Source organism: Bacillus sp. AR8-1 (assembly GCF_008042345.1).
Lineage (GTDB): Bacteria > Bacillota > Bacilli > Bacillales > Bacillaceae_G > Bacillus_A > Bacillus_A cereus.
This window is the reverse complement of the sequence record NZ_QNUB01000008.1, coordinates 78,253-97,942: the sequence shown is the minus strand read 5'-3', so window position 1 is coordinate 97,942 and position 19,690 is coordinate 78,253. Positions and strand designations below refer to the sequence as shown.

Genomic DNA, 19,690 nt, shown 5'->3' with positions numbered 1-19,690 from the left:
ATTAAGAAAAGCAATGAGCGTAGGCTCATTGCTTTTTTTGTTTAACTGGCTTTATCCAAGTCTCTTTTAAAACGTGGTTTCTCTAAATAAGTTCCCAGTCTCCAGACATATTCCACTGGCCCCATTCGGTATTTCTGGAGCCAATAGGTGCTAACGAATAATTGAATCGTATAAATTCCGATGGTTAAAAGAATACCGAAGAAATAGCCGATTTTCCCGTATAAGCCAAATCCATATGCGTAAAAAATGGTTGTTGCGATAATAGATTGCGCTAAGTAATTACTAACGGACATTTTCCCCATGTTCGCCATGTATGTTAGTAGACGGGTTGCTTTTTTGTAATGGAATAATAAAATGATTGTGCTTCCGTAAAAGAAGGTCATAGTTACTGGTGTAAGGCCATCTTGTAACATAATTAAAACCGGGTGTTTTATGAACATAGCTAAGATTTTAATTGTAAAAGAGAAGAGACCGGTGGCAAACCATATTTTTTTGACAGCAGGTATATGTTTACTGACCTCAAATAGCCAGCCTTTTTTCCCTACATACATTCCGAGTAGGAACAGTGGAGACATAAAAATTATTGCGAAAACTGATATAAAAAATAATCCGAATGCACCGTCAATTCCCATGTAATCAAAAGGATTTTCAGTCAATCTAAAGTTGACGTGATCCATATAGCTTCCAGTTTGATGGACTTTATGTTCTTTTTCAGTATAAGGTGCGAAATCATTTATATTTGTAGATGGATCAGTTTGATAAGACATAAGTGTAGTAAGTGCGAGTAGAATAATCGCCCAAATAAGCAAAGTTTTCGGTTTTCGATTGATGAATATCATTAAAAAAATCCCGATTATTCCGTATGCAAATAAAATATCTCCCTCCCAAACAAAAGTGCCATGAATGTAGCCGAGTAGTAAAAGAATGATAATACGTCTTATGTATGTGGGGAAGAATTTTTTTCCTTTTGCGATAATACTTTTTTGTAACAAAATAATGCTAAGCCCAAATAGAAAAGAAAATAGGGATATAAAGTTATGTGTGCCGAAAAATTGAATAAACCAATTAGCACCTTTATCAAGATCGCCAAATAGATAAGTTGGTTTTTCACTGGTGAAGAACCCAAATTGAATTAATGTCATATTGACTAGTAAAATGCCAAACAAAGCGAAACCACGAATTGCATCAACAGCTTCTACACGTTGATTCATTTTTCCTCTCCTCGTATATTCGTTTTTATATTGAAAATAATACCATTTTATATCTGGCACTATGTCGAATATGAGGAAATTTAAGGTGATTTTAAGATAGAGAGCAAACAAAAAAATCACCTTAATACATGTATTAAGGTGATTGAAATATTACTCAGCTGGAGGCGTAAATGTACGTTTCTCTAATTCAGCATCTAGCATAAACAGTGCGTTTGAATCGCTTGTAATACGTTTTAGTTTTTGGATGATGCTATCGAATGAAGCTTCTTCTTCAACTTGTTCGTCAACGAACCATTTTAAGAATGTAATTGTTGCATGTTCACGCTCATCCCAAGCGATATCAGATAAGTTGTAAATACGTTTCGTTACTTCACGCTCGTGCTCAAGTGCGACTTCAAAAGCGTTTAATACAGATTCGTATTCGTTATTCGGATTATCAAATCCAGTAATAATAGCGCGCTCTCCGCGGTCATTAATATAGTTGTAAAGCTTCATTGCGTGGAAACGTTCTTCTTCAGCTTGTACAAGGAAAAAGTTAGCGAATCCATCATAGCTCTCAGCTGTACAGTAAGCAGCCATTGCCATATAAGCATGGGCAGAGTAAAATTCAAAGTTCATTTGTTCATTTAATGCGTCGCGCAATTTTTTTGATAACATAAAATCCCCCTTAGTATTGTGACAAGAATATTATACCATAATTGATAATATTCTCATTTAGATACTTCGAACCTTTTCGAAAGCTTTGTGACGTGTGCGTCCATAATGTCTTGTAGGTCTAAATCATATTTTTGCGAAAGAATAATAAGGTTAGATAGTACATCGCCAAGTTCTTCTTTTAGTTCTTGTTTTAGCTCTTCTTCTGTTTTCGCATCTTCATCAGGGCGATCGCGGCCGATTTCAATAGCACGAACGACTCGTGAAACTTCCCCAACTTCCTCGGTTAAGAAATTTAAGCGAATAAAGGCATTATACTGTGACCAGCTTCGTTTTTCGTAAAATTCCTCAACCCATCTTTGAAATGCAACGATATCCATTTCTTCCTCATCTCCTCAATATGTTGTACAATGTCAATTGTATCATAACAATATATAGTTTCGGGGTGTAGGAATGAGAAAGATTTGTGTGTTTGCAGGTTCTAATTTAGGGGAGAGACCAGAATTCAAAGAGCAGGCAATTCAGTTAGGTAAAATGTTTGTTGAGAACGAGTATGAGCTCGTATACGGTGGTTCATGCGTTGGATTAATGGGAGAAGTAGCAAACGAAGTTCTTCGTTTAGGTGGACGTGTAACAGGTGTTATGCCACGCGGTCTATTCCGAGGAGAAATTGTGCATACAGGATTAACAGAATTAATTGAAGTAGAGACGATGCATGAACGTAAAGCGAAAATGGCAGAGCTTGCAGATGCTTTTATTGCGCTTCCAGGCGGATACGGAACGTTTGAAGAACTATTTGAAGTTGTATGTTGGTCACAAATTGGTATACATAATAAGCCGGTTGGTTTATTAAACATAAAAGGTTTTTACGGACCAATTCTGCAAATGGTTGAACGTGCAGCAGAAGAAGGATTTATGCATCCATCAAATAAAGAATTGATCGTTTCAGCTGAGACGGCAGATAAACTAATTCATGCAATCCAAAATTATGAGCGTCCTGTTTTGGGAACGAAGTGGAAGCAACTATCATAGCAAATACGGAAACACATGTCGTTTTAATTTAAGATGGCATGTGGTTTTAATTTGGTTAAATATGTTAATTTTAATATATGACGTTTTTGGAAAAGGAGAAATTGATGGAGGAGTTCGTATATTTACGTCCGGTTTTTAAAAGTATTTTAGCAGCGTCTATTCTTGTTATGCTAATCGTTTCAACACAGAAGAAAGAGCTAATTAATGAATTTTCGCTTTGGTTTATTTCGATATTGTGTATCGGTGTTTCGGCGATAACACTCTTTATGATTGGCTTTATTGTTGATGAGTATAATTTGGCTGGAGATCCACAATCGTTTTGTATGTTTATTGCGATTGGTTGTATTAGTGGCCTGAATTTCATTATTTATTACAGAAGGCAATAAAAGAGGCATTCCATATTACTTTGGAATGCCTTTATCATTTTGATTGCTTTGTTTTTTATACAGGTACCAGCCACCCCAGCCGCCACCAATTGCTACGACAACGAGGAAAGCATAGTCTTTAACCTCGACACGTATATTGAAAATATTAGCTATAAGTAAGAGAATCCCGACTGTTATCAACGCAAAAAATGCTCTAATTAAGTAGTCTTTCAACTGAACCACTCCCGTCATTTAAGTAGTAAATGATGAATTTGGAAAAGCTAAAGGGTGTTTCCTATATTTTAACATAGATGAGATTGTAATATATTGATAAAAGTAGGGGAGAGGGGCGCTGATATTGTCTTGATTTGTCGGCAAATTGATATCCTTTGTCGAATCGTTGATATATTGCGGGTAATGATTGATATAATGAAAAAATCGTTGATATATTTCGAGTAATGATCGATATATTTGAAAAATCGTTGATATAATTTCGTGTACCGTTAAGTGCGACCATTACATAAAAAAGCGACTCTAAACGAGCCGCTTCTGCTTTAAAGTCTATTATTGATTCAAGAACGCACGTAGCATCCAAGCGTGTTTTTCTAGTTCTGTGTAGATGCCTAGTAGTAGGTCAGATGTCATTTCGTCGTCAGAGTCTTGAGCGATTTCCATGCCTTTTTTCAGTTCGACTAGCATCATTTCGTAGTCTTTCATGATTGCTTCGACCATCCCTTCTGCAGTTTCTCCGTATGCTGCTTCTTGAATAGAAGATAGTTCTAAGTATTCTTTCATTGTTGCTACTGGTTTGCCGCCAATTGCTAAAATACGTTCTGCAATTTCATCGATGTGAGTAGCTGATTCTGTGTAAAGTTCTTCGAATTTCTCGTGTAATGTGAAGAATTGAGGTCCTTTTACATACCAATGGAAGTTGTGAAGTTTTGTGAATAAAACGCTCCAGTCTGCTACTTGTTTGTTTAATACTTCGATTACTTGTTTGTTCATTATGATCAATCTCCTTTTGAGTTGTTATGTGATATCAATTACTAATTTATAATTATTATAATCTAGTAATGTCTATAAATCAACCCTTTTGCTGGAATTAATTTGAACAAATTATGAACTGTTATAAATAAAAGGCCCTATTACGGTGAAGTAATAGGGCCTTTGTTTATTAAACAGCCTTTTGTTTTTCTTCTACATCCTGCCCATCCCAGCACTCTGTATTCTTTAAGCCAGGGATAGAGTTTGCAACGAAGACAGGATCTTTGCCTTGTTTCTTTTGCCTCAAATAGTCTACTAATGCAGCGTAAGCAAATTTGCTAAGGAATGAGATGGCAATTAAGTTTGTGAATACCATTAGTCCCATGAATAAATCAGCTAAACTCCAAACTGTTTTAAGAGCAGCGATTGATCCGAAGAATACCATTCCGACAACTGCAACACGATAAATCATTAACCATGTTTTGCTTTCTTTAATGAATGCGATATTTGTTTCACCATAATAGTAGTTTCCTAGAAGTGAACTGAAAGCGAATAGGAAAATAATAATCGCTAAGAAAGTGCTTGCCCACGGTCCAATTTGTGAACTTAATGCGTTTTGTGTTAATTCGATGCCTTCTAAATTTGATCCTTTGTAAAGTCCAGAACATAATACGATAAATGCTGTTGATGTACATACTAAGAATGTATCTACGAAAACGCCTAATGCTTGAACAAGCCCTTGTTTTACAGGGTGAGATACATCAGATGTTGCGGCTGCATTAGGAGAACTACCCATTCCTGCTTCTGTAGCGAATAAACCGCGCTGAATACCGAACTTGATTGCTGCTCCAATACCACCAGCAATGGCTTGATCTAATCCGAATGCACCATTAAATATTTCCATGAAAATGCTTGGTAACATATTGAAGTTTTTTATAACAACAAAAACAGCCACACCGATATAAACGATTGCCATTGGAGGAACAATCATTTCGGTAATACGTGAAATACTTTTAATACCACCAAAAATAATGACTGCAACTAATACAGCTAATAGAGCTCCTACGATTGTTCGCTCTAGTCCAAAAGCATTTTCAAACGCTATTGTTACTGTATTCGCTTGCACTGAATTGAAAATTAATCCGTACGCAACTGTAATAAGAAGTGAAAACCAGACGCCCATCCAGCGTTTGTTTAACCCTTTTTCCATGTAATATGCTGGTCCACCACGGAACCTACTTCCATCTTTTACTTTATAAATTTGCGCAAGTGTACATTCTACGAAACTAGTAGCTGCTCCGATAATCGCGATAAACCACATCCAAAATATTGCGCCAGGTCCACCCATTGAAATTGCTAATGCTACGCCAGCTAAGTTTCCGATACCGATACGTGCTGCTGCACTTAAGCAAAATGCTTGGAATGGAGAGATGCTATCTTTCTTTTTTTCTTTTCGATTAAACCCTTTACTAATTAAGCTGACCATCTCACTGAAATGAGTAATTTGGACAAATTTTAATTTAAAAGAGAAGTAAAGACCGAAGCCGATTAGCATTGCAATAAGAATATATGACCATAAAATATTATTCGTTACCTCAAGGAATCTGCTAAAGATATCAACCATATAATACACTTCCTTTTTTTCGTAATAAGAAAATTATATGCAAAAAATATACGAGAATCAATTTTTCTAAAAAATTATGTTACTTAAGTCATTTTTGTGTTATGATTATGTTACATCGTAATATTTTTAGAATTATTTACATTTTAAAAAACTAAATTTAAAGCGAGAAGGTGGGGATAATTTGAAAGAAGATTCTTTATTGAAAGTAAGCCTTGAGAGTTTGAAAATGAGAAGTAATATATTTTTTATCATTACATCTTTAAGTATCTTTTTAGGGTCCACTTATTATTACAATAAAAGATTTCCAAATCACAAATATCCTGAGTGGTTAGAATTTCTAAAGCTGATTGGATGAATAAAAGACAGAAAAACAGAAAATTAAAATAAATAAGTTATGGAGGAGCTAAAAATGAATATTAGAGAAAGTGAACTTCCGGGTATTGGTTATAAGTTTCAAATCGTTACAAAAGGTAATGAAAAGATGGTAATTGTCATTCATGATGATGGTCGTAGAGAAATGTATCATTTTGATTCAGACCATGAAGAAAGCATCTCAAGTATTTCACTACGTGACTCAGAGGCAAGACAAATCGCGGCAATATTAGGTGGAATGGTATATAAGCCTAGGGCGTTAGAAAATGTTGAGATGGTTTTTGAAGGTTTAGCGATTGAGTGGTTCAAAGTGGAGAATACAGCTCCAGCAATCGGAAAAACAATTGGCGATCTTGAAATAAGAAAAACATATAGCGTAACGATAATCGCAGTTATGAAGAAGAACATGAAGAAGCTATTTAATCCAGGACCAGAAACAGTAATTGAAGAAGGAGATATGCTTGTAGTTTCAGGTGAGAGAGAAGAAATTAAAAAAATCATTAATGAATTACTTTCAAATAGGGGGGACTGATTAGATGGATACGTTAATTTTTGAAGTTGGTACAGCTTTAGTTTTAGTGGCAATTGCAGCAGTAATTGCTGGAAAGTTTAAATTCTCAGTAATTCCTTTTCTAATCGTTCTTGGAATGTTAGTAGGACCGCATGCACCGACAATAGGTGTTATCGATCTCAAATTTATTGAAAGTGCAAGTGTAATTTCCTTCCTTGGACGGATTGGGGTTCTATTCCTTCTATTCTATCTAGGATTAGAATTTTCAATGAAAAAACTAATTAAATCTGGACGCTCTATTGCGATTGGTGGAACGATTTATATTTTAATTAACTTTTCACTTGGTTTGTTATACGGATTTATAATGGGATTCCCATTACTAGAAATCTTAATTATTGCGGGTATTATTACGATTTCTTCTAGCGCTATCGTTGCTAAAGTGTTAGTGGACTTAAGAAGAACTGGTAATAATGAAACCGAATTAATTTTAGGAATTATTATGTTTGAAGATATATTCCTTGCTGTATATTTATCAGTTGTTTCTGGTTTAGTACTAGGGGATCACGCTTCCTTCTTAGGTGCCCTTACTTCAATTGGAATTGCTTTAGGATATATGCTTCTATTCTTTATAGTAGCTAGAAAGGCTACGCCGTTATTAAATAAATTGCTCAATATTAGCTCAGATGAAATCTTTATTATTGTAGTATTTGCTTCTTTATTCTTCATTGCTGGTTTTTCAGAAACAATTCACGTTGCAGAAGCAATTGGAGCACTTCTTCTAGGATTAGTTTTCTCTGAGACGGAGCATAGTGACCGAATTGAACATCTTGTTGTTCCATTTAGAGACTTTTTCGGAGCTATTTTCTTCTTCAGCTTCGGGTTAAGTATTGATCCGTTCTCATTAGGCGGAGCGATATGGTTAACATTAGGCGCTGTCCTTCTTACGATAATCGGTAACTTTGTAGCAGGAATGATCGCAGGAAGACAAGCTGGATTATCTCATAAAGCATCAACAAATATCGGATTAACAATCGTTTCAAGAGGAGAGTTCTCCATCATTATGGCTAATATCGGTATCGCCGGTGGTTTAATGTCAGTACTGAAACCATTCTCAGCACTATACGTGCTTATACTATCCATTTTAGGCCCACTTTTGACAAAAGAGTCGAAGAATGTATATAAATTCTTAAATAAAATCTTTAAGTGGGATACGAAAACTAACTAAATTAAAAAAAATAAAAGTACAAGATATTTCCTGCTTGTACTTTTATTTTTGTAATGAAAACAGTAAAGAGAGGTAAATGATGTTAGGAGAGTTGATTCATTCGGTTTTAGTTTTTTTAGAAGGACTTGGTTATTGGGGAATTATGCTTGGATTAATGCTAGAGGTTATTCCAAGTGAAATCGTATTGTCTTATGCAGGTTATTTAGTATCAACAGGAAGCATTACATTTTGGGGCGCTGTCGCGTTCGGTACAATTGGTGGTGTAATTGCACAACTATTCATTTATTGGATTGGTCGATATGGGGGAAGACCTGTTCTTGAGCGATATGGAAAATATATTTTAATTCAGAAGAAACATATTGATTATGCTGAAGATTGGTTTAATCGTTATGGAACTGGCGTTATCTTTACCGCACGTTTTATTCCGGTTGTGCGTCATGCTATTTCGATACCAGCGGGTATTGCGAAAATGTCACATGCTAAGTTTATTACGCTAACTACATTAGCTGTTATTCCGTGGTCCATTGTGTTTGTATATTTAGGTTTTAAATTAGGAACAGAGTGGGAAAGTATTAATAAAGTTGCGGGGCCATATGTGAAATACTTTGCACTTGCTGCTATTGTTTGTGCAATTAGTTATTTTGTATTAAAAAAAATGATGAAAAAAAAGTGATTACAGAAAAGGAATCTATGTCGACGTAGATTCTTTTTTATTGGCATTTTTTCAAGGATGAAAGAATACGTTTAATATTTACCATATTGTGGCATACATATAGAAAAAGGGTGCTTGGAAAGGGGAATAAAGAGAAATGGAACTCCAGTTTGAAAATGTATATCAACAGGTAGAGAATTGGTATGTGTTGGATTCGGAGCTTCCTTGGGATGTCAAAAAGTTGAGAGAGGATTTGTTTTCTCTTATTGAAGTATGTAAAACGCCCGTTATTTTTTGTGATACGTGTGATGCAAACGATGTGCTTCTATCATTAGGAGAAGAGGAAGAAGAGTTCCTATTCCCAGTAGGTGGTTTTTATCATAAAGAAAAGCAATTAATTTTCGTTTGTATATGGGAAGAGTATGAGCAAGTTCTCAAAACGCTACTGCATGAATTCCGCCATGCGATGCAGCATAAGAGAGATATATTGTATGTGGGAAGTGAACGGTACGAAGAGCGGTGGATTGAAAAAGATGCGAGGAAGTTCGCGGAGAGGAAATTGGATGAATATAAGAGTAGAAAGTTAATGTAAAGCATAGTGGAGAAATAGCGCTGTGCTTTCTTTGTACTTATTAAAAATAAGTATTTGACTTTTATAAAGTTTAGTTCTAAACTAATGGTATGAAACAAGCGAGGTGATGAAATGAAAACAGAAGATAGACTAGGGCTACTATTATGGTTTCGTTTATCACGTTTTTATAATAAGAGTATTCGTGAGACGAATCAGCATTTGAAGAAATGGAATGTATCTGCCGCCCAGTTTGATGTGTTAGCTCAAGTTGGAGGACATGATCGTTTAACGCAGCAAGAACTTGGAAATAAGCTATTTGTTACGAAAGGAAATGTAACGCAGCTTTTAAATAAAATGGAGCAGCTGGAGTGGATTTCGCGTGAACAAGAGGGTACTACGAAATATATTTCTTTAACAGAAAAGGGAAGAGCTTTATATGAGGAAATCGTCCCACCTCAAGAAACGTTCCAAGCAGAGAAGTTTCATAATTTAAATATAGAGGAACAAAAGCAATTATTAACACTACTAAAAAAGTTACAGTAAGAAAAAATTTTAAAATAAATCTCGAATTCGAGATAGTATGAGGTGAAGGCTATGTTTAGAAAAGTTGATCATAAAAATATGGGCAGAGCAAATCATGGCTGGTTAAATACACATTTTCATTTCTCTTTTGCTAATTATTATAACCCAAATAACATGAACTTCGGAGCGTTACGTGTTATTAATGATGATCTAGTAGCGGCACAAACTGGTTTTGATATGCATCCGCACCGTGATATGGAGATTATTTCTTACGTTGTAGATGGTGCTTTAACACATGAAGACAGCATGGGAAATCGCGGAACGATTGAGCGTGGACATGTTCAATATATGAGTGCTGGCACGGGTGTATTTCATAGCGAGCATAATTTAGGCAATGAAACGCTGCGTTTATTACAAATTTGGATTTTACCAGACCGTGCGGATCATAAACCAAACTATGGTGAGTTTAAATTTGATTGGAGCAAGCGCGAAAATGAATGGTTCCATATGGTATCTTCAGTAGAAGGAAATGCACCAATTCAAATTCACCAAGATGCGAATTTATACTCCTTATCATTAGAGGCTGGAAAAGAAATTCATTTTCCAGTGAAAGAAGGCCGTCAATTGTACCTTGTACAAATTGAAGGAAGCAGTGTAATCAATGGTGAAAATCTTGTTATGCGTGATGCAGCAGAAGCGGTAGAAGATATTCACATTCAAGCGAAAGAGCAATCACACTATTTAGCAATTGAATTGAAAAAACAATAAAAGGTTTATAGAAAAGAGGACATCCGATAGATGTCCTCTTTTTTGATTGGAATTGTCTGAAAAATGTTTCTCAATTTTTTGGTAGAGGTATCGGTTGTAAAAATCAGAATTTTATAAAAGTGTCAAAAATCTTTATGGGAATGGGGAATGTTATAGTGAAAAAGCAAGTCATTTCATCAGCATTAGCGTTAACTGTTATCGCCGGGGGATTTGGAGCGTTTGGGGCAACGACAACGAAAGCGGAAGAACAAAAAATTCAATATCATCAAGAATTTAAAACACCTGCATACATAGGTGAAGAATGGAAAGCACCGGAAGGGCTAGATAAAAAAGAGACGGTCTTTCAATACTTAGAGAGTAAGAAAGATATGTTTAAATTAGCAGGAAATATTGAAAAGCATTTTAATATCGTTGGGGAAGAAAAAGACGCTGAATCTGATACGACACATGTAAAGCTAGTTGAGAAACATAATAACATTCCTGTGTACGGTTCTGATCAAACTGTTACACTTGATAAAGAGAATAATGTAAAAGCATTCTTCGGACAAGTTATTCCGAATTTAGATGATAAAAATATTCCTGCAGCTGCAAGCATTACTGCGGAACAAGCAGAAACAATTGCTAAGGCAGATATTGAGAAAGAAATTGGTAAAGTAAAGAGTTATGACGGTGTGAAAAAAGATTTATTTGTATATGAAAAGGACGGTAATTACTACCTTGCATACTTAGTTAAGGCATCGATTTCAAAACCAGCTCCAGGGTATTGGCATTATTTTGTTGATGCAACAAATGGAAAAGTTATTGAGAAATATAATGCTGTAGATCACGTTACAGGGTTTGGCTACGGAGTATTAGGTGCTAGACAATCATTTGAAATTGCTCAAGATGAGAAAACAGGAGCATTCAATTTATTTGATGGTAAGCGTGGACAAGGTGTTCATACATTTGATGCAGAAAATATGGATGAAAACTTGTTTAATTTATTCTCACAATGGCTTGGATATACAGGCGAAGAAGTTGAAAGTAAATCTAAGTTCTTCGAGGATAAAGCTGCAGTCGATGCGCATGTAAATGCAGGAAAAGTATATGATTACTACAAAAAGACATTTAATCGTAACTCTTTCGATGATAAAGGTGCGAAGCTTATTTCTACTGTTCACGTAGGGGAGAGCTGGAATAACGCAGCTTGGAATGGTGTGCAAATGATGTATGGTGATGGCGATGGAAAAACATTCATTCCATTATCTGCGGGACTTGATGTTATCGGTCATGAATTAACGCATGCTGTAACTGAACATACAGCAAACCTTGTTTACAAAAATGAGTCAGGGGCGTTAAATGAATCATTATCTGACATTATGGGTGTTATGGTTGAGAAGAAGAGCTGGGATTTAGGTGCTGATATTTATACACCTGATAAACCTGGTGATGCACTTCGTTCACTAAAAGATCCGGCATCTATTCCAAACCCATTAAAACCAAGTGAAGGTTACCCAGATCACTATAGTAAACGTTATACTGGAACAGCTGATAATGGCGGCGTTCATATTAACAGTAGTATTAATAATAAAGCTGCTTATTTAGTATCTGAAGGCGGAGATCATTACGGCGTGAAAGTAACTGGAGTGGGCCGTGAAGCGACAGAAAAAATTTACTACCGCGCTCTTACGAAATATTTAACTGCAAACTCTGACTTCAAAATGATGCGTCAAGCTGCTCTTCAGTCAGCTGAAGATTTATATGGTAAAAACTCTAAAGCTGTACAAGCTGTAACGAAAGCTTATGATGCAGTAGGCGTAAAATAATAAGAGAAAAAAACCTGACTAGAGTGTCAGGTTTTTTTTCTTTATCCAGCTAGTCGCGAATACCTAATGCGATTTTCGCCATACGTGACATACGTTCTTTCGACCACGGTGGATTCCAAACGACATTTACTTCTATTTCATTGACTTCAGGTACGTTCGTTGATAATACTTTTTTAACGTCTGATACGATTTGCCCAGCCATTGGACAACCGATAGAAGTCATAGTCATCGTAATGACAGCATTATTATTTTCATCTGCTGTAACATCATACACTAATCCAAGATTAACGATATCAACACCTAGTTCAGGGTCAATAACAGCTTCTAAATTGGCAAATAATTTATTTTCAAATGCTTCTTGTGACATAAGCAGCCCCTCCTACATTTTAATGATATCGATTCTCATTATAACGGAAATGAGCATAATGTGCAGGAAATGAGCTCAAAAAAATATCCCTCTTTGAAAGAGGGATATTTTTTTGAAAATCTATTCTGTTTTAAAATGAGATACGAGTTGATCTAACTCTTCAACTGTTTGTTTCATTTTTCCAGCAGTTACTGTCATTTCATTCATAACGATAACTTTCTGTTCAGCAGATTGTGCCGTTGCGGCGGTTTCGCTGGATACTTCAGTCGAGATAGAAGCGATGTTATTAAGTGAAGCGTTCATTTCTTCAGCACTTGCAGCCATCTCTTCAGCAGTTGCTGATATATCTTGCATTTGAGTAGATACTTTATTTACTTGTTCTACAATTGTTGAGAAAGAAGTACCAGCTTCACGAATAACATTAATGCCTTCAAATGCTTCAGAACGGCCTTGAGACATCATAGAGCTAGCAGTTTCTGTATCATTTTGAATTTGATGTAGTAATTGATTAATGTCTGTTGCAGCTGTTTTAGATTGTTCAGCAAGTTTTCGAACTTCGTCAGCTACGACAGCAAATCCTTTTCCTTGCTCGCCAGCACGAGCTGCCTCAATAGAAGCATTTAAAGCAAGTAAGTTTGTTTGCTCAGCAATATTAGAAATAGATTGTACAGCAGTATCAATATATTTCGTATGAGTGATTAGACGTTCAACCACTTCTGACGTAGCATTTACAGCTTCGTGTATCGTTGTCATTTGTGAAACAGATTTTTGGATAACGGTACTTCCATCGCTAGCATGTTCAGATGTGGCAACAGCAAGTTCCGCTACAGATGAAGCAGATTCAGCAATACGCTGAACACTTACTGCCATATCGTCCATTGCAGTTGAACTTTCTTCCATACTAGAAGTTTGTGATTGAATACTTGCATTTAAGTTAGACATCGAGCTTTGGACTCTTACTGTCGCCTCACGTGATGTATTCGTTTTTTCTAGCATATTTTCAGAAGCAGTTTGTACTTCCACTGATGTTTTTTGAACACGATTAATGATATGTTGTAGGTTTTCTAACATTTTATTAAATGATGCTGCGATAGCACCGATTTCATCGTTGCTATTTACTTGTAGACGTGCCGTTAAGTCACCTTCTTGAGAGGCTAATTCTTTTAGTTTCGTGTCAATTTGTTGAATCGGTTTCACAAGTTTACCAGAGAACCACCATGCAAGAATAATTGCAGCGACAATACAAATAACAAGTGATAAGAAAATAACATATTCGATTAAGAGTGCAGATTGGTCAATTTTTTCAATAGATTGTTCACGTAATTTAGCTTGTTCATTACTGTAATTTGTGAAGTCACCAATTACTTTATAGACAGTTCCGTTCTCTGAAGAAGCTACTTGTAAAGCTTCTTCCCATTTTTGTTCTTTTGCAAGAGTGAATACTTTTTCTTCAACGAACTTTCTCCAAGTAGACCCTAATTCCATTGTGCTTTTTACGGACGAAGAAGCATTTGGATTAGAAAGAAGTTTATCTTTTGAATCCTCAAGACGTTTACTCATCTCATTAAACTTGTCTAATTCGACTTGATCATGTTGTAGTAAATAACCTCTTAAAGCAGAGAGCTGTACTTGATAAGCGTCTCCACGTTCTTTCAATTCTGTTGCCAGTGGAGAAATTTCTTTTTGTAATGTTTCAGCTTTACGAGATTGGTCGATAGCAAAAAATAAAATAAAAGCTAAGGCGATACCAAATAAAGCGCAAATCGTTCCCATCATGAACATAAGTTTTTTTCTGATACTTACAAAATTCATATGATAAAAAGCCTCCTTTGTGAAATCTTAGTATTAGAATTAATTAATGTAAAAAATTGAAAGAAAGCTTTACTCCAGTTGGAATAAAGCTTTCTTATTTCCTTTAGGAATTATAGCAGACGGAATGAGAGATAGAAAGAGATATTTTAAAGTGAAAAAAGAGAGACTGTAAAACTTTCTTTCTTATACCTTTGAGCTTGTGTCATTTTCACTTTAAGCGTTTGTTTTGAAATGAGAAACGAGAACTTCAAGTTCTTGTACGATTGTTTTCATTTCAGATGATTTGTTAGCCACGATACTCATTTTGTTTACTTGATCACCAGCCGAATGTGCTGTTTGTGATGTTTCTGCAGCAACTTCATTTGAAATAGAAGCGATATTATTTAAAGCTGCGTTCATTTCTTCAGAGCTTGCAGCCATCTCTTCAGCAGTTGCAGACATTTCTTGCATTTGCGTAGAGACTTTGTTAATGTGGTTAACAATTTCTGAGAATGAAGATCCAGCGGTACGAATAACCGTAATTCCTTCAGAAGCCTCTGCTTGACCTTGTGTCATCATGTCATTTGCTATTTTTGTATCAGTTTGAATTTGATGCAGTAAATGGTTAATGTCAGTTGCGGCTAGTTGAGATTGTTCAGCAAGTTTTCTAACTTCATCGGCAACAACAGCGAATCCTTTTCCGTGTTCACCAGCACGAGCTGCTTCAATAGAAGCATTTAAAGCAAGTAAATTTGTTTGTTCGGCGATATTCGAAATAGATTGAAGTGCAGTATCGATATGATTTGTATGTGTAATGAGTCGCTCAACTACTTGTGATGTAGCGTTAACGGCTTCGTTAATTGTATGCATTTGTGTAATAGATTTCTCAATGACTTTATTCCCATTATCTGCTTTTTCTGAAGTTGTGACAGCTAAACTAGTAACAGAAGAGGCGGACTCAGCGATACGCTGAACACTCGTTGCCATGTCATCCATTGCGGTTGAACTTTCTTCAATGCTAGAAACTTGTGAACGAATATTGTGTTCAAGAGCATTCATAGTTTCTTGGGTCCTTGCGGTATTTTCCATAGAAGCGGTTGTTTCAATAAATACATTTTCGGAAGCTTCTTTTACACTTGTTGATGTTTGTTGAACTTGTTTTATTATATGCTGTAAGTTAGTGAGCATTTGATTAAAGGAATTTGCAATGTCACCAATTTCATCTTTACTCGTTACGTGTAATCTAGCCGTTAAATCTCCATCTTGAGAAGCTAATTCTTTTAACTTCTCATCAATTTGTCGAATTGGTTTAACGAGTTTACCAGAGAACCACCATGCTAATAAAATAGACGTTAATGTACATGTAATGAGTGAGAAGAAAATAATATATTGAATAAGTGATGAAGAAGACTCGACATCAGCAATTAATGCGTCACGTTTCTCATTTTCTTCATTTGTATATTTATTAAAACGACCTAAAAGATCATTTACATAATCTGTTTGTGCTAAAGCAATTCTAGATGCTTCGTCCCATTTTCCTTCACGCGCAAGAGGGAGTACCTCATTATCTATGACGCTACGCCATTTTCCTCCCATTAAAATGGCTTCTTTCATTCCTTCTGGGAGCTTTTTGTCACTTGTTACTTTCTCTCTAGTATCAGCTAATTTTTTCCCTTCTCGGTTGAACTTATCTAATCCTTTTTGATCATGTGATAGCAAATATTCTTGTAAACCAGCAACTTGTCCTTGGAACCAATCGCCACGTTCTTTTAAAATCGTCGCTCTTTTCGATACATCATTTTTTAACGTTTCGATTTCACTTGCTTGATTCATGGCGAATGAAAGAATAACAATAAGAGCAATGCTAAATAAAGAAGAAATGCTTAAGAGTGTGAACAGTAGTTTTTTTCGAATACTAACATATTTCATCGTTACCCCTACTCTCATTTAAACTGTTTATTATGATTTATAGATATTTAAAACGAAATTAATAAAAACATTATTATGAAGTTATTAATCTGTTCAATAAAAATTATAGCAGATAATGGAAGGAGTCAGATTGGTATTAGAAAAAGTTCTTAAAATGTATACATTTGCATATCATAAAATTCATAAATAAATATTAGAAATGCTATTGAAATTTGAAATGACATCATGTATACTTCTAATTAGTTGATAACGATTATCAGTATCAACTAAAAAACATTACTCTTCGTTATGTTGGTCATACCCCTTTTTGACGACGTAAGTCAGAGACGAAATGTTGAAATATCTTGTGTCCTATTCTACAGAATTATGGTAATCTCCAACCTCAACTTATATGCGTGAGCATGCAAAAAGGATCCTATCCGTGAAGGGATCCTTTTTTGCATGCTGTCGCAATTATTGTATATAGACCAGGGATACGTTCTTCGATTCCTTCTGGTGCAGTAGAAGGGAAGACCCATCTTTGATGAGATCCATGTTCTTCAACTAGTTTTTCAATTTTAAAACGTTCTTCCGCAAGTGTTGTAATGATTTCTCCTAGCGTCCAGCGACGGATGGCTGTTTTAGGTAGCGATTCTTTCTGTGCTTCTGTAAGAAGGATGCTATAAGCAACATCATCTTCAATTAATTCTTCATCGAAATAATTTCCACTTGCTCGAAATGATGGATGGTCTACTCCTAATAGCTTTGTGTATATTGGATGGTAATCGCGAAGGATAAGTATCCCACCTGGCTTTAGTAGTTGAGAAATTTTTTTGAAAAGTGGTTTTAAATCTAGAAAGTAATGAAGTACACCAAGCTCCAGTAATACGATATCAAATGACTCGGAGAGATTTACATCTAGTACATCAGAAACGATGTAATGAATAGAGACGTCTGCGGCGGCAGCAAGTTCATTTGCATATTTTGCATTACTTGCTGAAATATCAACAACTGTTACGTCAGAGCCTAAAAGGGCGAGAGCAACAGCTTTATTTCCTTTTGAGCCGAGTAAATTAATAATACATTTTCCTTTTGGAGATTGTATGTAAGGTAAATAATGTGCTACTTCGCGTGTGGGATCTTCCATGATTTTTTTCGCATAATCCTCCGGTGCCCCATGGCGATTCGTCCAAGCTTCATAAGCAGCTGTATTCCAGCTTTTTTCATTTATAGTGCTTAGTTGTTTTTGGTTCAATGTTATCACTCCTTTTGTGAACGTATAGGTATTCGGCGGGAGGATGGGATTTCCTTTTCGTTCCGGATAAAAGTTTGATTTTTCTGTGATTAAGTCGTAAAATACTTGTTATACGTAAAAGCGTTGAAAAGGAAAAGTAGGATGAACACATTCTTTCCAGAGAGCTTCGGTAGCTGAGAAGAAGCAAGAATATTCATTTGAACAATGGCCTTTGAGCTTCGTCCTGAACTTATCAAATGATAATAGTAGGCGGCGACGAGAGTTGGTACTCGTTATCAAAACCACAGTATAAGAGCATAGAGCTCCGTACTTGTTAAGGCTAATTATGTGAGTGATTGGCGAAATAAGGTGGTACCGCGACTGTTTATACAGCCCCGCCCTTATCTTTTTTAAGATAGGGGCGGGGCTTTTTATATTTTAAAGGAGGAATATAAGATGAGTATTTTTATTGGAGGCGCTTGGCCGTATGCAAATGGTTCGTTACACCTTGGCCATATTGCGAGTTTATTACCTGGAGATATTTTAGCGCGTTATTACAGGGCAAAAGGTGAGAATGTGCTGTATGTTTCAGGGAGTGACTGCAATGGAACACCGATTGCAATTAGAGCAAAACAAGAAGGTGTGACAGCAAAAGAAATTGCTAATAAGTATCATGAAGAATTTCAGCGATGTTTTCGTGATCTCGGTTTTACGTATGATTGCTATACACGTACCGATAGCGAGCATCATCATGAAACTGTTCAAAAAGTTTTTTTACGTTTATTAGAAGAAGGCTATATTTATAAAAAAACAGTGGAACAAGCGTATTGTGAAACGTGTACGCAGTTTTTACCGGATCGTTATGTAGAAGGAATATGTCCATATTGCCATGAAGCAGCAAGAGGAGATCAATGCGATGCTTGTTCTGCTATTTTAGATCCTCTTGATTTGTTAGAAAAGAAATGTAAGTTATGTGGTAGTACGCCATCTGTAGAGGAAACAGAGCATTTCTATTTTGCATTGCATACATTTCAGGAGCAAATTAAAAAAGTTGTAGAAATCGCAAAAGAAAAAGGAACATGGCGTGATAATGCAATTCAATTAACGGAAAGATATGTAAAGGAAGGGTTACAAGATAGGGCTGTATCAAGAGATTTACCAATCGGGGTATCAATTCCAGTGAAAGGGTATGAAGATAAAAAAATTTACGTATGGATTGAAGCAGTGGCAGGATATTATTCAGCGAGTAAACATTGGGCTGAAGAAACAGGAAAAGATGATCAAGAGTTTTGGAATAGCGATGCGCAAACATATTATGTACACGGCAAGGATAATATTCCATTTCACTCCGTCATTTGGCCAGCGGTATTACTTGGAATAGGGGAAGAAGCAATCCCGCGTCATATCGTTTCGAATGAATATTTAACAGTTGAAAAAAGAAAATTATCTACAAGTAAAAACTGGGCAGTATGGGTGCCTGACATATTAGAACGCTATGATCCAGATTCTATCCGTTACTTCTTAACAGTAAATGCACCAGAAAATCGTGACACTGATTTTTCATGGCGTGAATTTATTTACAGTCATAATAGTGAATTGTTAGGAGCATATGGAAACTTCGTGAACCGCACATTAAAGTTTATTGAAAAATATTATGATGGCACTGTACCAAAGGGGACTATTAATATAGAGCTGAAAGATAAAGTAGAAGGATTATATAAAAATGTAGGAGAGGCGATTGAGCAAACTAAATTTAAGGTGGCGTTAGAGACAATATTTGATGCAGTACGTTTTGCAAATAAATATTTTGATGAAAAGCAGCCTTGGAAACAAAGAGAAGATGATCCAGTTTCGTGTGAAGAAACGATTTATAACTGTGTGTATCTTATCGCTAATTTTGCAAATCTCCTTGAACCGTTTTTACCATTTTCAAGTGAAAGAGTTAGAAGCACATTGTCGATTATTAAACGAAATTGGGAACCGCAAAATACGTTGCCAAGTAGAATTGATAGCGTGCAGCCACTATTTGAGCGAATCGATGTAAAACAAATTGAGCATGAGGTAGGGAAGCTATATGGAGCGGTAAAGTGAAAT

General features: G+C 35.8%; 20 protein-coding genes and 1 other annotated feature. Of the genes, 10 read left to right on the top strand and 10 right to left on the bottom strand.

What is annotated here, in order from left to right:
* Nucleotides 1-41: 41 nt before the first annotated feature.
* The 3 genes from DN400_RS04265 to DN400_RS04255 all read right to left on the bottom strand — a co-directional run bounded on the left by DN400_RS04265 (nucleotide 42) and on the right by DN400_RS04255 (nucleotide 2,245).
* Nucleotides 42-1,211: a DUF418 domain-containing protein gene (locus DN400_RS04265; protein WP_071731072.1), complete on the bottom strand. Its 1,170-nt coding sequence runs from the start codon at nucleotides 1,209-1,211 to the stop codon at nucleotides 42-44.
* A gap of 150 nt (nucleotides 1,212-1,361) precedes the next feature.
* Nucleotides 1,362-1,868, bottom strand: a complete 507-nt coding sequence (locus tag DN400_RS04260) for a ferritin (RefSeq protein WP_065229528.1) — start codon at nucleotides 1,866-1,868, stop codon at nucleotides 1,362-1,364.
* 53 nt (nucleotides 1,869-1,921) lie between these two features.
* A complete protein-coding gene (locus tag DN400_RS04255; RefSeq protein ID WP_000355749.1) occupies nucleotides 1,922-2,245 on the bottom strand; it encodes a MazG nucleotide pyrophosphohydrolase domain-containing protein in 324 nt (107 codons plus the stop codon).
* Nucleotides 2,246-2,318: 73 nt separating this feature from the next.
* Between DN400_RS04255 and DN400_RS04250 the strand changes: the two genes are divergently transcribed.
* Together DN400_RS04250 and DN400_RS04245 are read left to right on the top strand one after the other, a co-directional pair.
* Nucleotides 2,319-2,897 carry an LOG family protein gene (locus DN400_RS04250; protein ID WP_097996594.1) on the top strand — a complete coding sequence of 193 codons (579 nt, stop codon included), beginning with the start codon at nucleotides 2,319-2,321 and terminating at the stop codon, nucleotides 2,895-2,897.
* A 104-nt stretch (nucleotides 2,898-3,001) separates the two neighbouring features.
* On the top strand, nucleotides 3,002-3,283 hold the full coding sequence (locus DN400_RS04245) for a hypothetical protein (RefSeq protein WP_000390916.1): 282 nt from the start codon (nucleotides 3,002-3,004) through the stop codon (nucleotides 3,281-3,283).
* A gap of 15 nt (nucleotides 3,284-3,298) precedes the next feature.
* Here DN400_RS04245 and DN400_RS04240 read toward each other — a convergent pair whose 3' ends face one another.
* The 3 genes from DN400_RS04240 to DN400_RS04225 form a co-directional block, all read right to left on the bottom strand.
* Nucleotides 3,299-3,496: a hypothetical protein gene (locus DN400_RS04240; protein WP_000656312.1), complete on the bottom strand. Its 198-nt coding sequence runs from the start codon at nucleotides 3,494-3,496 to the stop codon at nucleotides 3,299-3,301.
* 330 nt (nucleotides 3,497-3,826) lie between these two features.
* Nucleotides 3,827-4,267, bottom strand: a complete 441-nt coding sequence (locus DN400_RS04230; RefSeq protein WP_001041895.1) for a Dps family protein — start codon at nucleotides 4,265-4,267, stop codon at nucleotides 3,827-3,829.
* A gap of 169 nt (nucleotides 4,268-4,436) precedes the next feature.
* A complete protein-coding gene (locus tag DN400_RS04225) occupies nucleotides 4,437-5,870 on the bottom strand; it encodes an alanine/glycine:cation symporter family protein (RefSeq protein WP_098312703.1) in 1,434 nt (477 codons plus the stop codon).
* 409 nt (nucleotides 5,871-6,279) lie between these two features.
* Between DN400_RS04225 and DN400_RS04215 the strand changes: the two genes are divergently transcribed.
* The 7 genes from DN400_RS04215 to nprB all read left to right on the top strand — a co-directional run bounded on the left by DN400_RS04215 (nucleotide 6,280) and on the right by nprB (nucleotide 12,296).
* The gene (locus DN400_RS04215) at nucleotides 6,280-6,774 is read left to right on the top strand and encodes a cation:proton antiporter regulatory subunit (RefSeq protein ID WP_001026075.1); all 495 of its coding nucleotides are present in this window, start codon (nucleotides 6,280-6,282) and stop codon (nucleotides 6,772-6,774) included.
* A 4-nt stretch (nucleotides 6,775-6,778) separates the two neighbouring features.
* The gene (locus DN400_RS04210) at nucleotides 6,779-7,978 is read left to right on the top strand and encodes a cation:proton antiporter (RefSeq protein ID WP_000380223.1); all 1,200 of its coding nucleotides are present in this window, start codon (nucleotides 6,779-6,781) and stop codon (nucleotides 7,976-7,978) included.
* Between the two features lie 79 nt (nucleotides 7,979-8,057).
* Nucleotides 8,058-8,651 carry an undecaprenyl phosphate transporter UptA gene (gene uptA / locus DN400_RS04205; protein WP_000900218.1) on the top strand — a complete coding sequence of 198 codons (594 nt, stop codon included), beginning with the start codon at nucleotides 8,058-8,060 and terminating at the stop codon, nucleotides 8,649-8,651.
* A gap of 136 nt (nucleotides 8,652-8,787) precedes the next feature.
* Nucleotides 8,788-9,222: a DUF3920 family protein gene (locus tag DN400_RS04200; protein ID WP_097912945.1), complete on the top strand. Its 435-nt coding sequence runs from the start codon at nucleotides 8,788-8,790 to the stop codon at nucleotides 9,220-9,222.
* Nucleotides 9,223-9,333: 111 nt separating this feature from the next.
* Nucleotides 9,334-9,744, top strand: a complete 411-nt coding sequence (locus DN400_RS04195; protein WP_000845480.1) for a MarR family winged helix-turn-helix transcriptional regulator — start codon at nucleotides 9,334-9,336, stop codon at nucleotides 9,742-9,744.
* A gap of 51 nt (nucleotides 9,745-9,795) precedes the next feature.
* Nucleotides 9,796-10,491 carry a pirin family protein gene (locus DN400_RS04190; RefSeq protein ID WP_000488934.1) on the top strand — a complete coding sequence of 232 codons (696 nt, stop codon included), beginning with the start codon at nucleotides 9,796-9,798 and terminating at the stop codon, nucleotides 10,489-10,491.
* Nucleotides 10,492-10,646: 155 nt separating this feature from the next.
* Entirely contained in the window at nucleotides 10,647-12,296 is a 1,650-nt protein-coding gene (gene nprB, locus DN400_RS04185) for a neutral protease NprB (protein WP_000745120.1), read from the top strand.
* A 49-nt stretch (nucleotides 12,297-12,345) separates the two neighbouring features.
* On the opposite strand, the gene DN400_RS04180 is transcribed toward nprB, so the two are convergent.
* The 4 genes from DN400_RS04180 to DN400_RS04165 all read right to left on the bottom strand — a co-directional run bounded on the left by DN400_RS04180 (nucleotide 12,346) and on the right by DN400_RS04165 (nucleotide 17,617).
* Nucleotides 12,346-12,663, bottom strand: coding sequence for a metal-sulfur cluster assembly factor (locus DN400_RS04180; protein WP_000076418.1), 318 nt, complete (start codon nucleotides 12,661-12,663; stop codon nucleotides 12,346-12,348).
* 120 nt (nucleotides 12,664-12,783) lie between these two features.
* Nucleotides 12,784-14,475, bottom strand: a complete 1,692-nt coding sequence (locus tag DN400_RS04175) for a methyl-accepting chemotaxis protein (protein ID WP_016513203.1) — start codon at nucleotides 14,473-14,475, stop codon at nucleotides 12,784-12,786.
* Between the two features lie 213 nt (nucleotides 14,476-14,688).
* Entirely contained in the window at nucleotides 14,689-16,383 is a 1,695-nt protein-coding gene (locus DN400_RS04170; RefSeq protein ID WP_016513202.1) for a methyl-accepting chemotaxis protein, read from the bottom strand.
* 415 nt (nucleotides 16,384-16,798) lie between these two features.
* Nucleotides 16,799-17,617, bottom strand: a complete 819-nt coding sequence (locus DN400_RS04165; RefSeq protein ID WP_001072258.1) for a class I SAM-dependent methyltransferase — start codon at nucleotides 17,615-17,617, stop codon at nucleotides 16,799-16,801.
* A 114-nt stretch (nucleotides 17,618-17,731) separates the two neighbouring features.
* Nucleotides 17,732-18,002 (top strand) — a binding site (T-box leader).
* Nucleotides 18,003-18,052: 50 nt separating this feature from the next.
* Between DN400_RS04165 and metG the strand changes: the two genes are divergently transcribed.
* Nucleotides 18,053-19,687 (top strand): methionine--tRNA ligase, encoded by a 1,635-nt coding sequence (gene metG / locus DN400_RS04160; protein ID WP_098312702.1) that lies wholly within the window; start codon nucleotides 18,053-18,055, stop codon nucleotides 19,685-19,687.
* The last annotated feature ends 3 nt before the right edge of the window (nucleotides 19,688-19,690 follow it).